This is a genomic window from Reyranella sp. CPCC 100927 (assembly GCF_007859315.1).
In the GTDB taxonomy this organism is placed as follows: Bacteria; Pseudomonadota; Alphaproteobacteria; order Reyranellales; family Reyranellaceae; genus Vineibacter.
Genome location: NZ_VOHA01000020.1, coordinates 121,734 through 135,200 on the forward strand (window position 1 = coordinate 121,734; position 13,467 = coordinate 135,200).

At 65.2% G+C, this 13,467-nt stretch carries 12 protein-coding genes; 8 read left to right on the forward strand and 4 right to left on the reverse strand.

Annotation, left to right across the window (positions count from 1 at the left end):
• Nucleotides 1-117: 117 nt before the first annotated feature.
• The gene (aat, locus tag FQU96_RS33330; RefSeq protein ID WP_146545710.1) at nucleotides 118-771 is read left to right on the forward strand and encodes a leucyl/phenylalanyl-tRNA--protein transferase; all 654 of its coding nucleotides are present in this window, start codon (nucleotides 118-120) and stop codon (nucleotides 769-771) included.
• On the opposite strand, the gene FQU96_RS33335 is transcribed toward aat, so the two are convergent.
• From FQU96_RS33335 to FQU96_RS33350, 4 genes are all read right to left on the reverse strand, one after another.
• Nucleotides 705-1,253, reverse strand: a complete 549-nt coding sequence (locus FQU96_RS33335; protein WP_146545711.1) for a DUF2155 domain-containing protein — start codon at nucleotides 1,251-1,253, stop codon at nucleotides 705-707. The two genes, aat and FQU96_RS33335, sit on opposite strands and share 67 nt — an antisense overlap.
• Nucleotides 1,250-1,474 carry a hypothetical protein gene (locus FQU96_RS33340; protein WP_146545712.1) on the reverse strand — a complete coding sequence of 75 codons (225 nt, stop codon included), beginning with the start codon at nucleotides 1,472-1,474 and terminating at the stop codon, nucleotides 1,250-1,252. Before FQU96_RS33340 ends, FQU96_RS33335 begins: the two co-directional genes overlap by 4 nt.
• Entirely contained in the window at nucleotides 1,474-1,959 is a 486-nt protein-coding gene (locus FQU96_RS33345) for an outer membrane lipid asymmetry maintenance protein MlaD (protein WP_178130862.1), read from the reverse strand. Before FQU96_RS33345 ends, FQU96_RS33340 begins: the two co-directional genes overlap by 1 nt.
• Before the next feature lie 69 nt (nucleotides 1,960-2,028).
• A complete protein-coding gene (locus FQU96_RS33350) occupies nucleotides 2,029-2,388 on the reverse strand; it encodes an NADH:ubiquinone oxidoreductase subunit NDUFA12 (RefSeq protein ID WP_146545714.1) in 360 nt (119 codons plus the stop codon).
• A gap of 315 nt (nucleotides 2,389-2,703) precedes the next feature.
• Here FQU96_RS33350 and FQU96_RS33355 point away from each other — a divergent pair, with 315 nt between their 5' ends.
• The 7 genes from FQU96_RS33355 (at nucleotide 2,704) to FQU96_RS33385 (ending at nucleotide 13,316) form a co-directional block, all read left to right on the forward strand.
• Nucleotides 2,704-6,414: a vitamin B12-dependent ribonucleotide reductase gene (locus FQU96_RS33355; protein WP_146545715.1), complete on the forward strand. Its 3,711-nt coding sequence runs from the start codon at nucleotides 2,704-2,706 to the stop codon at nucleotides 6,412-6,414.
• Nucleotides 6,401-6,595, forward strand: a complete 195-nt coding sequence (locus tag FQU96_RS42335; RefSeq protein WP_178130863.1) for a hypothetical protein — start codon at nucleotides 6,401-6,403, stop codon at nucleotides 6,593-6,595. Before FQU96_RS33355 ends, FQU96_RS42335 begins: the two co-directional genes overlap by 14 nt.
• Before the next feature lie 484 nt (nucleotides 6,596-7,079).
• On the forward strand, nucleotides 7,080-8,264 hold the full coding sequence (locus FQU96_RS33365; protein ID WP_146545717.1) for a GNAT family N-acetyltransferase: 1,185 nt from the start codon (nucleotides 7,080-7,082) through the stop codon (nucleotides 8,262-8,264).
• Between the two features lie 348 nt (nucleotides 8,265-8,612).
• On the forward strand, nucleotides 8,613-9,842 hold the full coding sequence (locus FQU96_RS33370) for an ABC transporter substrate-binding protein (protein ID WP_218574980.1): 1,230 nt from the start codon (nucleotides 8,613-8,615) through the stop codon (nucleotides 9,840-9,842).
• A 60-nt stretch (nucleotides 9,843-9,902) separates the two neighbouring features.
• Nucleotides 9,903-10,787, forward strand: coding sequence for a branched-chain amino acid ABC transporter permease (locus tag FQU96_RS33375; protein ID WP_146545718.1), 885 nt, complete (start codon nucleotides 9,903-9,905; stop codon nucleotides 10,785-10,787).
• Entirely contained in the window at nucleotides 10,784-12,613 is a 1,830-nt protein-coding gene (locus FQU96_RS33380) for an ATP-binding cassette domain-containing protein (RefSeq protein WP_146545719.1), read from the forward strand. The genes FQU96_RS33375 and FQU96_RS33380 overlap by 4 nt, the downstream gene beginning before the upstream one ends.
• Entirely contained in the window at nucleotides 12,606-13,316 is a 711-nt protein-coding gene (locus tag FQU96_RS33385; protein WP_146545720.1) for an ABC transporter ATP-binding protein, read from the forward strand. Before FQU96_RS33380 ends, FQU96_RS33385 begins: the two co-directional genes overlap by 8 nt.
• Nucleotides 13,317-13,467 lie beyond the last annotated feature (151 nt).

Sequence of the window (13,467 nt, forward strand, 5' to 3'; positions counted from 1 at the left end):
GGGGCTGTGCCGGGACAGCAGAAACGTCACCGCGAGGGGCAGCGTCAACCCTTTCCCACAGGACCCCGGTGTATCGGAAATATTGCGTCGTTCGATGCGGCACGCCACCATGCCCGGATGTCCCGCCTGACTCCCGACATGCTCCTGCGCGCCTACTGCACGGGCATCTTCCCGATGGGAGAGACGCGCGAGGACCCTACCCTGTACTGGGTCGACCCGGACGAGCGGGCCATCATCGAGCTCGACCGGTTCCACCTGCCGCGCCGGCTGGCACGGACGGTGCGCAACGGCCCGTTCGAGGTCAGCTGCGATCGCGACTTCGCCGGCGTGATCAAAGCCTGTGCCGCGCCCCGCCCGCGCCAGCGACAGAGCTGGATCAACCAGCCGATCGTCGACCTCTACACGGCGCTCTTCGACCGCGGCTTCGCGCACTCCGTCGAATGCCGGATCGACGACGAGCTTATCGGCGGCCTGTATGGCGTCTCGATCAACGGCGCGTTCTTCGGCGAGAGCATGTTCAGCCGTGCCCGCGACGCCAGCAAGGTGGCCCTGGTTCATCTTGTGGCACGGCTGGTCAAGGGCGGCTTCCGATTGCTGGATTGCCAATTCATGACCGATCACCTGCGCCAGTTCGGCACGGTTGAGATCGGTCGGTCCGAATACCGCACGCGGCTTGGCGAGGCACTGGCCACGCCGGCGACGTTCTACTTGGAGCTGGGCGGCGCCGAGGCCTGCGAGACGTTGGCGCAGGCCACAACCCACACGTCATAGACCGAACTGTCGAGCGCCGAGAGGCCGGGCGAGGACGCGAACATCCAGCCGGCGAACAACGTCTGCGCGCTCTGCCCGGGCTTGTTGTCGACGACGGTCACATACGATGCGGCCTCGGCCGGCGCTTCCGGAACATTGACCATGCACTCCGACACCGTGATCCGCAGCGTCCCGAATTCGACCGTCTCGCCAATGGCGACGGGAAAGCGCCGCGTGCGGGTGGTGACCTTGTCCAACCCCTGCAGCATGACGGCCCGCCGCTCGCCGGCCGGCGCAGCAGGCGATGGCTGCAGCGGCTTGAAGGGCCCCGGTGGCATCTGCAGCGCCGGACTCGTGGTCGTGCCGCCGGGCTTCGTCTGTGGTTCAGACGCGGGTGGATCGGTGCGTTGAGCCCAGGCGCCCGACAGGCACAGCAGAGCTGCGGCTACGGCAACGGCGGTAGCCCGGCACAATCGATGGCGTTCAAGCAGCCTGGGTATCACGTGCGATCTGAGTACGGCTCTTCGATCGACTCAATCAACTCGCGAAATACGGCGCGAATTTGTTCGGGATCGCATCCCATCAGCACGGCGTCCTCGAATGCATCGGCGCAGAGCTGGCGAATCTCGTCGAGATTCTGGTTCAGCACCTTGATCTTCTCGAGGCATGAGACCGGCTTGCCGTCCGGCTGTTTCCAGACCGGGATGTGGGTCTGGCTGGACATCACTGCTTCTCCTTCGGCCCGCCACCGCTCGGTTCGCTCGAACCACCGGTGCCGCCCGGCTGGATGAAACGCGACAGCAGGTCGGTGAAGGGCACCGCGCCCTGCGTCTTGGTGATCACGCCGCCTGCCGCCAGAAGCTGATCACTGCCGCCGGGCTCCAGCGTGATCCCGGTGCCACCCAGCAGCGACTCGGTAATGATCTTGGCGAACGTATCGGTGCTCAGCTTGACGTCGTTGCGGATCGACATCCGCACGACAGGATAATAGTCCTTGTCGAGTTCCATGGCTGTGACCGTACCGACCTTGATGCCGCCTACAGTCACATCGGCACCGCGCTTGAGCCCGTCAACCCGCGGGAACCGTGCCGAAATGTCGTACCCCTTGAGCGTCGCCGCTTCGGTAGCGGTGAAGACATAAACGCCGAATGCGATCGCCACGCACAACACGATGGCGCCGATGATCGTTTCAACAATGGTGCGAGACACAATACGCTCCGCGCCGAGTCACCTGCGGGTTTTATACAGCCTGGGACCGCGGACGTCTCGCCTGCGGACCTACTCCGGCTTCCACGCCTCGTAATCGCCTGTCGCTTTGGGGCGGTGCCCCTCGCCCAGGGTCGATCCCGGCGGATGATAGGCCAGCGGCGTACCCGACCGATTTTCCTGGTGCGCGCGCTGCCACGGACGCTGTGTCGGCAGCCCTTCGGGCGGCGGCGGCTGGTCAGCGGTGTGGTGCAGCCAGCCGTGCCAGTCGGGCGGCACGCGCGAGGCTTCGACCTCGCCGTTGTAAATTACCCACCGTTTTTGTCGGCGGCCGGTCGCCGTCTTGCGTTCGCGATAATAGCGATTGCCCTGCGAATCGGTGCCCACAAGATCACCGTGGAGCCATGTGAACAGCCGGGTACCGATCGTCATTGCATCACGCTCTTTGGCCCGCGCCGCGCAAGCGGCATCGATAAATACAGGCGCGCTTGTACCGTTGCTGCTCCGCGCTGGCAACGCGCAAACCGCATGCGCATCACCGTTGGTGAGCGCTTCTACGTTTATGCGTGGCCGCTTCGAGGAGTGTTGCCATAATGCATCATGTAGTGTCGCCTGTGGGTTCTCTTACAAAATATTGTTGCGCTCTCAAGATTTTGTAATCTATCATCGACAGGTGGCTAGATGTGCCCATCGCGTTTGGGACGCGAACAGGTTCAGGGCATACGTTTGGGGGACGAAGAGCGGATCATGCGTATTCCACGTCGCTATACCCGAGAAGGCGAGTCGCCCTATGCGCGACTGGCGTTCCGGTTGGCTACGTCGGAAATCCGCAACCCCGATGGCTCCGTCATTTTCCGCCAGGCCGAGATCAACGTACCCAGCGACTGGTCGCAGGTTGCCTGCGATGTGCTGGCCCAGAAATATTTCCGCCGTGCGGGCGTACCTGCCGCCCTGCGCGCGGTGCGCGAAGACGATGTGCCGACATGGTTGTGGCGCCATGTCGCCGATGAAACCGTGCTGGCGACGTTGCCGGCCGACAAGCGCTTCGGCGGCGAGACCGACTCGCGCCAGGTTTTCAGCCGCCTCGCCGGTACCTGGACATATTGGGGCTGGAAGGCCGGTTACTTCGATGGCGAGGAAGACGCCCGCACTTTCTACGACGAGCTCTGCTTCATGCTGGCGGCGCAGATGGCCGCGCCCAACTCGCCGCAGTGGTTCAACACCGGCCTGCACTGGGCCTACGGCATCGACGGTCCGAGCCAGGGTCATCACTTCGTCGACTATCGCACCGGCCGCCTGACGCGTAGTGACTCCGCCTACGCACGGCCGCAGCCGCACGCCTGCTTCATCCAGAGCGTGGCCGACGACCTGGTCGGCGATGGCGGCATCATGGACCTGTGGGTACGCGAGACCCGCTTGTTCAAATACGGTTCGGGCACCGGCAGCAACTTCTCGCGTATCCGGGCCAGCGGCGAGAAGCTTTCCGGCGGCGGCAAGTCGTCGGGCCTGATGAGCTTCCTGAAGATCGGCGATCGCGCGGCGGGCGCCATCAAGTCCGGCGGCACGACACGACGCGCGGCCAAGATGGTCGTGGTCGATGTCGATCATCCCGATATCGAGGCCTTCATCGACTGGAAGGTGATCGAGGAGCAGAAGGTCGCCGCACTGGTAACCGGATCCCGCCTTGCCAACCGCCATCTCAATGCGGTCATGCGGGCCTGTGTCGATGCAGACGTTGAAGGCGATGCCGCCTTCGACCCGGTGCGCAACGCGGCATTGCGGCGTGAGATCGTGGCCGCGCGCAAGGCGATGATCCCCGAGAACTACATTCAACGGGTTATCGCTTTCGCCCGTCAGGGCTACCGCCACATCGAGTTCCCGGTCTACGACACGGATTGGGAGTCGGAGGCCTACGCCACGGTCTCGGGCCAGAACGCCAACAACTCAGTGCGCGTGACCGATGATTTCCTGCGCGCGGTGGCTGATGACCGCGACTGGAATCTGGTCTGGCGCACCGGCGGCGGCGTTGCCCGCACGGTGAAGGCGCGCGAGTTGTGGGATCGTATCGGCTACGCCGCCTGGGCCTGCGCTGATCCCGGCGTTCAGTACGACACCACGATCAACGACTGGCACACGTGCCCGGAGTCGGGGCGGATCAACGCCTCGAACCCCTGCTCCGAGTACATGTTCCTCGACGACACGGCGTGCAATCTGGCGTCGCTGAACCTGCTGCGGTTCCGCCGCGCCGACGGCACCTTCGATGTGCCGGGTTTCGAGCACGTCTGCCGGCTGTGGACCATCGTACTTGAGATCTCGGTGCTGATGGCGCAGTACCCGGCGCCCAAGATCGCGCAGCTCAGCCACGAGTACCGCACACTGGGCCTGGGCTATGCCAATCTCGGCGCCCTGCTGATGTCGGACGGGCAGGGCTACGACAGCGCCGAAGGCCGCGCGACCTGCGCCGCCATCACCGCCATCATGACCGGTGTCGCCTACGCGACGTCGGCCGAGATGGCGAAGGAACTCGGCGCATTCCCCGGCTTCCAGCCCAACCGGGATGCGATGCTGCGGGTTGTCCGCAATCACCGCCGCGCCGCGCATGGGCAGACATCCGGCTACGAACGGCTCTCGACCTTGCCGGTGGCGCTGGACGGCGTGCAGTGCACCGACCGGCGCCTGGTCGAGGCAGCCAAGCAGGCATGGGATCGCGCCCTGGCCCTGGGCGAGAAGCACGGCTTCCGCAATGCCCAGGTCTCGGTGATCGCACCAACCGGGACCATCGGTCTGGTGATGGATTGCGACACCACCGGCATCGAACCCGATTTCGCGCTGGTGAAGTTCAAGAAGCTCTCTGGTGGTGGCTACTTCCGCATCGTCAACCAGTCGGTGCCCGCCGCCCTGGCGCGCCTGGGCTACGACGAGGCCGCGATCACCGCGATCGTGGCCTATGCGGTGGGCCATGGCACGCTGGCCGATGCGCCCGCCATCAATATCGATACGCTGCGCGCCAAAGGCTTCGATGACGCCACGCTGCAGCGCCTCGACAAGGCCATCGCCGAGGCGTTCGACATCCGCTTTGCGTTCAACCGATGGATCCTGGGCGATGATTTCTGCCGCAGTCAGCTTGGCATGACCGACGCGGAACTCGCCGATGCCAAGCTCGATGTGCTGGCCCGCCTGGGATTCGACCGCAGCCAGATTGAAGCCGCGAACACCTATGCTTGCGGCGCCATGACACTCGAAGGCGCGCCCGGCCTGAAGGACGAGCACCTGCCGGTGTTCGATTGCGCGACGCCATGCGGTCGCAACGGCAAGCGCTATCTGTCGACCGCGGCGCACATCCGCATGATGGCGGCAGCGCAACCGTTCATTACCGGTGCGATCTCGAAGACCATCAATATGCCGACCGGCGCGACGGTCGAGGATTGCAGCCGCGCCTATGAGGAATCCTGGAAGCTCGGCCTGAAGGCGACGGCGCTCTACCGCGACGGCTCCAAGCTGTCGCAGCCGCTTGCCGCCATGGTCCTGGCAGATGATACGGCTGATGATGCCGATGAACCGATCGCGGCCAAGCCGCCGGTACAGCAGGCCGGTATCATTGCCGAGCGCATCGTGGAGCGGATCGTCGAGCGCGAAGTGGCCGGCCGACGCCAGCGCATGCCGCAGCGGCGCAAGGGTTACACCCAGAAGGCAATCGTTGGCGGCCACAAGGTCTACCTGCGTACAGGCGAATACACCGATGGCCGCATCGGCGAGGTTTTCATCGACATGCACAAAGAAGGCGCCGCCTTCCGCAGCCTGATGAACAACTTCGCCATCGCGATCTCGATCGGGCTGCAGTACGGCGTGCCGCTGGAGGAATTCGTCGAGGCGTACACCTTCACGCGCTTCGAACCGTCCGGCCTCGTCGAAGGCAACGATGCCATCAAGATGGCGACATCGGTGGTGGACTACATCTTCCGCGAACTGGCCGTGTCCTATCTCGGCCGCACCGATCTCGCGCATGTTGAACCCAGTGATCTGCGCGCCGACGCTGTCGGTGGCGGCGTCGCCCAGGCGGCGCTTCCCAGCGACGGACCGGCACCGGCGGTGAGTCCGCTGGCCAGCGTCGGCTTCGTGCGCAGCAATCTTTACGTGCTCAGCGGGCGCGGCACCGGCCAGCAGGCCGGCGCCGACAGCGCCGCCATCGGCAACGCGACGATGGTCGCGACCGTGGCGGCGGCGCCCCCAGGACTGATGGACGGCCAGACCGTCGCCCTTGCCGCCTCCGGCGGCGGGGCGGTCGTCCTCAGCGCCGCGACGGCCCACGCCGTCCCCGACAAGCTCGAACGGGTCCGCGAGGCCCGTCTCAAGGGCTTCGAAGGTGACGCGTGTACCGAGTGCGGCAACTTCACCCTCGTCCGCAACGGAACGTGCCTGAAATGCACGACCTGCGGCGGCACGAGTGGTTGTAGTTGAACGCGATCGCGTGGTTTCCCGCGCGGCGATTCAGAGGCGTAGTGGCGTAGAATGGCAAGCGTCAACCCGGGATCCGGCGGTCGCGATCCCACGTGAAACCAAGGAGATGATCATGGCTGCCAAGAAGAAAGCCGCCAAGAAGGCCCCGGCGAAGAAGAAGGCCGCGAAGAAGAAGAAGTAAGGCCTCTCTAGGGCTACTTGAGATTGGCCCCTCGAACTGATGCCAATCCGGCTTCCGGTCCGGCGTTCTGCGCCGGATCGGAAGCGACTTTTCCAACGACGGATCGGAAATGGCGCAACGCGTAGCGTAGAGCGCATTTTTCCCTGAGCTGGCGAACCGTGGGGCACACCGACGCCCCCTTCCCCATCCCAACGCCGGCCGCGGTACATTTCCGGACACCCCCGGGTACCGCACCCTTCGGGACAGCCGCCGATCCGTCACCTTCCTGTTATCGCGCGCAATGACCGGCTGCTGCCCGCCGATGGCAGGTCACGGACTCGTGCCGGCCTCGATTGGCCCCACTGGAACACGCGCCAATCAATGACCAAATTGTTGCCGCTGACCCCTACGCGCGGCAGCCCCGCGCAACAGGGGAGACGCGCGGCACGTCGGGTCTGCTACGCTGTGCTGCTGAACAACGTTGTGCGAAGTGGCCGGCGCGATCATGGACGGACAGGAAACACGCATCGAGATCCGGGTTGTCGACAGCGTCACCAAGGTGCCCGCCGCCGCGTGGGATGCCTGCGCGCTGGCGCCTGCGTCCGCCGGTAACCCGTTCCTGAGCCATGCCTTCCTGAAGGCGCTCGAGGACAGTCGCTGCCTGGGCCGCCGCACCGGCTGGCAGCCCCAGTATCTTGTCGCCAGCGATGAGCACGGCACGACGCTGGGCATCGTGCCGATGTTCCTCAAGAGCCACTCGCAGGGCGAGTACGTGTTCGACCACGGCTGGGCGCAGGCGCTGGAACGGGCCGGCGGCCGCTACTATCCCAAGCTGCAGGTCGCGGCGCCGTTCACGCCGGTGCCGGGCCCGCGCATCCTGGTGCGTCCCGGACCGCTGGCCGACGGCGTGTTCGATGTGCTTGCCGAAAGCATGGTGCGCATCGCGCAGGACAATCACGTCTCGTCGATCCACGTCACCTTCTGCAATGAACAGGAATGGCAGCGGCTCGATGGCCACGGTTTCCTGCGCCGCCTTGGCCGGCAGTATCACTGGTACAATCACGACTACGACAGCTTCGATGCGTTCCTGGCATCGCTCAACTCGCGCAAGCGCAAGGCGATCCGCAAGGAACGCGCGGCGGTCGCGCGCAACGGCCTGCGTCTTTATCCCCTGACTGGCGCCGAGATCACGGCCAAGCACTGGGATGCGTTCTTCGGGTTCTACATGGACACGGCCGATCGCAAGTGGGGCAGTCCCTACCTGAACCGGGAGTTCTTCCACTGCCTGGGTGATGCGCTGGCCGAACGTGTCGTGCTGATCTTCGCCGAGGCCGATGGTAAGCCCGTTGCCGGCGCACTGAACCTGCGCGGTGACGATGCACTGTTCGGTCGCAACTGGGGCTGCGTCGAGAACTACAATTTCCTGCATTTCGAGACCTGCTACTACCAGGCCATCGACTACGCCATCACCCACAAACTGGCGCGAGTCGAGGCCGGCGCCCAGGGCGAGCACAAGATCCAGCGCGGCTATCTGCCGACCGCCACCTACTCCGCCCACTGGATCGCCGAGCCGCGCTTCCGCGATGCCGTCAAACGCTTCCTCGACGAGGAGCGGCCAGCCGTCGAATCGAGCATTTGCGCCTTGATGGAATACTCGCCCTTCCGCCAGGAAGGCGACGGATCGCCCTGACGCCGCGACGCGCTCCCGGCCAGTCACCTGCTTTTTTCGCGATGAAGGCATGCGCACCGACACTGCCGGAGCGCATCGACGATGCGTGCATGCGCGGGGTATAGCTGCGGTTAATTCGGCCCATAACGATAATTTAATTGTGGGGTCCGCGGTGCCGATGCGGAAATGCACGGGTCGCCGAACGTTACGACGTCGGCGCTGACGGGGGCAGGCGATGAACGCGATCCCACGGACGATGGAGCGGTCGAAGCGCTTTGCGACCGCGTTGGTGGGTATCGCACCTCAGCCTCCGACGAGCTGCCCGGTTGCGACACAAAACGTAAGACAAAAAGACGTGGAGGAAACGACGTGGATATTGCGACGAGATCGCGATCGATCCTGGCGACGATGGCGGCTTCCATCATCATCGCCGGAATTGTCGCCACAGCACCGGCGCTCGCCCAGACGGTAAAAATCGGTGCCACCGGCGCCCTAACCGGCCCCTACAACGAATTCGGTGAAGGCGTGCGCCGCGGCGCACTCCTGGCGACCGAGCGATGGAACGCCAAGGGCGGCGTGCTGGGCCGGCAGATCGAACTCGCCCTGGCGTTGGACGATCAGCTGGTGCCCGACCGCGCGGTGCAGAACCTGCGGCGTATCCTCGACACGCCGGAGATCGACGTCATCATCGGGCCCGGCGGCAGCGGTCCGACGCTCGCGGTCATCGACATGGCGACGGTGGATGGCCGACCCTATTGCAATCCCCAAGCGCAGACCCCGACGATCGTCTACCCCGACGGCCTCGACAAGCCGGCGCGCAAGAACGTTATTTCGACGGCGATCCAGAACGATGTCGAAGCCAAGGCGCTGGGCAACTACGTCACGCCGCGGTTCAAGAAGATCGGCGTCATGCACGAAAGCACCGGCTATGGTGTTTCGGGTGCGCAACTGCTGTCGGGCCAGATCGAGCAGGCCACCAAGAGCAAGCCGGTGGCGGTCGAGTCCTACAACCAGCGTGCGCAGGACATGACGGCGCAGATCAGCCGCGTCCAAAGGGCCGGCGCCGACGTTCTCGTCGTCATCGGCCTTGGCGCCGATATGGCTGTAATCCGCCGCAACATGCTGCGGCTGGGCTTCGATGTGCCGCTGATCACCAGCGGCGGCGGCATCTCCTTGCCCTACAAGGAAGGCGCCGGCGAACTGGCGATCGGCACGCGTGCCACGATGGTCGGTACCTACGCACCGGGAACGCCGCCCCAAGGCGCTGCCAAGGATCTTGCGGATGCCTATGCGACAAAGTTCGGCAAGGATCGCTGGTGGGGCGACGATCCAACCGGCCCACAGGTATTCTTCGCAACCACCGTCGGTGCCGGTTACGACTGCGCCAACATGCTGCTGGAAGGCGTGCGCCGCGCCGGTGCCACCGACAAGGTGAAAGTCATCGATGCGCTGAATGCCCTGACGGGCTACGCCGTGGCGAACGGGACGGCGAACTTCTCGCCGATGCAGCACAACCTGCTGACCCCAGAGCAGCTGGCCGTCTTCGAATATGTGAAGGACGACAAGGGCCAACCCGTGTTGCGGATCACCAAGCAGTAGTCACTGCGCACCGCGGGCGGCGCCACGCACGCCCGTACGCGGCATGTCCCTGGAGCCTTCATGATTTTCGCCGGCCAGCTGATCTTCGCGGGCGTGTGCGTCGGCGCGGTCTACGCACTGATCGCATTGGGCCTCAACCTCACTTTCTGGACGACCCGCACGCTGAACTTCAGCCAGGGGTCGTTGATGATGTTGTGCGCCGTCGTCGCCGTCGCGGTGCTGGACGGCGGTTTCAACATCTACCTCGGGCTGTTGGCGGGTGTCGCGGTGACGGGAGTCACCGCTGCGGCCACGGAGGCGATCGCCATCCGGCCGCTCATCAAGTTGACGGGCAGCATGGGATGGGTGGTAACGACCCTGGGCGTCGGCATTTTCATGCAAGGCTTCGTCTCGAAATTCTTCGGATCGCAAGCCCTGGCGTTCCCGTCGTTCCTGTTCTCGCCGCGCGATCATGTCGAGATCTTCGGCGTCAGGCTTTCGGCGCAATACCTGATCATCCTGGTCATTGCCCTGGTCCTGGTGCTGCTGTTCGAGCTGTTCCAGCGACGGACCGCCTGGGGCCGTGCCCTGCAGGCCGTCTCCGCCGACCCGGACCTGGCCGCCGTGATGGGCATCCCGGTGCGGCTGGTGGTGACGCTGTCGTTCGTGGCCAGCGGCCTGCTGGCCGGCATCGCGGGCGTGCTGGTGGCGCAGATCACGGGCACGGTCGATGCGGCCTTCGGCTTCAACCTGCTGATCTTCGGTTTCGTGGCCGCCGTCATCGGCGGCATGGGCAGCACGTGGGGCGCGCTGCTGGGCGGCATCTTCCTCGGCATCATGGAGAAGCTGGTGGGCGGCTACATCTCGACGGCCGCCGAACAGGCCATCGCCTTTGCCCTGCTGATGATCATGCTGGCCGTACGGCCCGAGGGGCTGCTGGGCGAAAAGGAGTTCGTCAAAGTATGAACGTCTTTCGCCAGTGGATGGCGCGCATCCTGGGCCACAAGCTGCTGGGACTGGTGGCGATTGTCGTGCTGTGGTTCTGGGCCGGCGCGGCCGATCGGGCCACCGTGCAGCTGCTCTCCTTCCTGGTACTGAACGTCCTGCTGGCCCAGAGCATCAACCTGCTCACCGGCATCGCGGGCCAGATCTCGCTGGGTCATGCCGGCTTCTTCGCCATCGGCGCCTACGCCGCCGGCGTGCTGAGCAAGACCTACGGTGTCGCGGTGCCGGTGGCGCTGGTCCTGGCCATCGCCATGACGGCCGCGGCAGGCTGGCTGCTGGCCATCCCTGCCGGCCGGGTGAAGGAAATCTACCTGGCCATGATGACCACCGGTTTCGGCCTGCTGTGCTTCGAAATCGCCAAGGAGTGGTCGTCGGTCACCGGCGGCGTCGTCGGGCTGAGCGGCATTGCATCACCCACGCTGCGCAACCTGAAGATCCTGGGTTGGACCGTCGATGCCGTCGACCTGCTGCGCATCATGCTGGTCGCGACGGCGATCGTGCTGCTGCTGATGCGCAACTTCGTACAGTCACACCATGGCCGCGCGTTCTTTGCCGTGCAGGCCAGCGAGATTGCCGCCGGCAGCATCGGCATCCCACGTGGCACGGTGAAGCGGCGCGCCTACGCCATCAGCGGTGCCATGGCCGGACTGGCCGGCGCCCTCTATGCGCATCTCGTTGGCTATCTCGGCCCCGACAGTTTCGGCATCATGCGCTCCGTCGAAGTCCTGGTGATGGCCATCGTCGGCGGCCTGGGCACGATCATCGGCCCGATCCTGGGCGCGGCGCTCTTCACGTGGCTACCGGAGCGGCTGCAGGTCTTCGCCGAATACCAGTTCATGGTCTACGGCCTCATTCTGATGGTGATTTTCCTGGTGCTCAGGCGCGGGATTGCCGGCGCTCTCATCGAGCCCACCCGCTTCATCGCGCCACGCGCCATGACGGTGCACCGTGCTATCCACGCCGGGGCGGAAACCAAGCCGGCGTCGGGCACCGATGCAACCGCAGGCGATCCGCCGGCCCTGCTCGATGTTCACGACCTTGGCCGCAACTTCGCCGGCCTCGTCGCGCTCGATGGCGTGTCGCTGTCGCTGCGGCCAGGACGGATCACGGCACTGATCGGCCCCAATGGCTCGGGCAAGAGCACGCTGGTCAACGTCGTCAGCGGCATCTATCCGCCCAGCCGCGGCCGTGTCGTGCTGGCCAGCGAAGACGTCGGCGGCAAGGCTGATCACGCCATCGCCCGGCGCGGCCTGGTCCGTACATTCCAGGACCCGAGGCTGGTGCCCACGTTCACCGTCCGCGAAAACGTCCTGCTCGGTGGCCAGCGCCATTTTCGCAGCACCATGCTGGCGGCGGCGCTGCGCTGGCCGTCTTCGTTGCGCGAGGAGGCCGACATGGTGCGCCGCACCGAGACTGTCCTGTCGCTGGCGGGCCTCCAGGCCGTCGCCGATCAGACGATCGAGTCGTTGCCATACGGCTATCGGCGCCTGGTCGAGGTCGGACGTGCAATCCTGGCCGAACCGACCGTCGTGCTGCTCGATGAACCGGCGGCCGGTCTGTCGGAAGCCGAACAGAGCCAGCTTGCAGCCATGATCCGCCATCTGCGTGACGCCGGCAAAGCCGTGCTGTTGATCGAGCACCACATGGATTTCGTGAACGATATCGTCGACGACGTCGTGGTGCTCGACAGCGGCCGCGTGATCTATCGCGGCCACATGCGCGGCATGCGCGAGGATCCGGCGGTGATCGCGGCCTATCTCGGTGTCGGGCAGGACGGCCATGCTTGAGCTGAAGAACGTCAGCGTCTCGTACGGCAGCATCCACGCGCTGCGTGGCATCGACATGGTGGCGCAGGCCGGCCGGATCACGGCGGTACTGGGCGCCAACGGTGCCGGCAAGTCATCGCTGCTGCGCGCCATCGCGGGCATCGCACCGATATCGGATGGCGACCTGATCTACCGCAGCGCCAGCCTGAAGCAATATCCGGCGCATCGCCGCGCCCGCATGGGCATTTCATTCGCCATGGAAGGCCGGCGCCTGTTCCGCCACATGGCGGTGGAAGAAAACCTGCTGCTGGCGTGGAGCTTCGGCCCGCGCCGCACGCCTTTCGCGCAAGCCGTCGCGATGGTCTATGACGCCTTCCCGATCCTGGGCGAACGCCGTGCCGCCAAGGCCGGCATGCTGTCGGGCGGCCAGCAGCAGATGCTGATCCTGTCATCGGTCACCATCCGCGAACCGGACCTGATGCTGCTCGACGAGCCATCCCTGGGCCTGGCACCGATCATCGTGTCGCAGATCTTCGACTTCATCACCGGCTACGCCAAGGCGCGCGAAACGGCCGTGGTGCTGGCCGAACAGATGGCCGTCATGGCGCTGCGTGTTGCCGACTATGGCTATGTGCTGCGCGGCGGCCAGGTCGTGATGCACGGTGCCAGCAGCGACCTGGTGAAAGCCGATATCGTGAGCAAGCTGTCGGCTGCGTATCTCTAGAGCGCATCTCCGCTCAGCTGTCACCCCGAGCGCAGCGAGGGATCTCGTGGACCGGAGTCTCCGTTTCGCGGGAAGATCCCTCGCTGCGCTCGGGATGATGGTGTGGACGGCCCCCACCCGGCATCGATGTGCCAAACTGGTTGTGGTGATG

Bases quoted from the DNA above. Each gene is read 5' to 3' on its own strand.
- FQU96_RS33385 (WP_146545720.1), top strand. From the start codon at position 12,606: ATGCTTGAGCTGAAGAACGTCAGCGTCTCGTACGGCAGCATCCACGCG.
- FQU96_RS33340 (WP_146545712.1), bottom strand. From the start codon at position 1,474: ATGTCCAGCCAGACCCACATCCCGGTCTGGAAACAGCCGGACGGCAAG.
- FQU96_RS33350 (WP_146545714.1), bottom strand. From the start codon at position 2,388: ATGACGATCGGTACCCGGCTGTTCACATGGCTCCACGGTGATCTTGTG.
- aat (WP_146545710.1), top strand. From the start codon at position 118: ATGTCCCGCCTGACTCCCGACATGCTCCTGCGCGCCTACTGCACGGGC.
- FQU96_RS33375 (WP_146545718.1), top strand. From the start codon at position 9,903: ATGATTTTCGCCGGCCAGCTGATCTTCGCGGGCGTGTGCGTCGGCGCG.
- FQU96_RS33380 (WP_146545719.1), top strand. From the start codon at position 10,784: ATGAACGTCTTTCGCCAGTGGATGGCGCGCATCCTGGGCCACAAGCTG.
- FQU96_RS33355 (WP_146545715.1), top strand. From the start codon at position 2,704: ATGCGTATTCCACGTCGCTATACCCGAGAAGGCGAGTCGCCCTATGCG.
- FQU96_RS33365 (WP_146545717.1), top strand. From the start codon at position 7,080: ATGGACGGACAGGAAACACGCATCGAGATCCGGGTTGTCGACAGCGTC.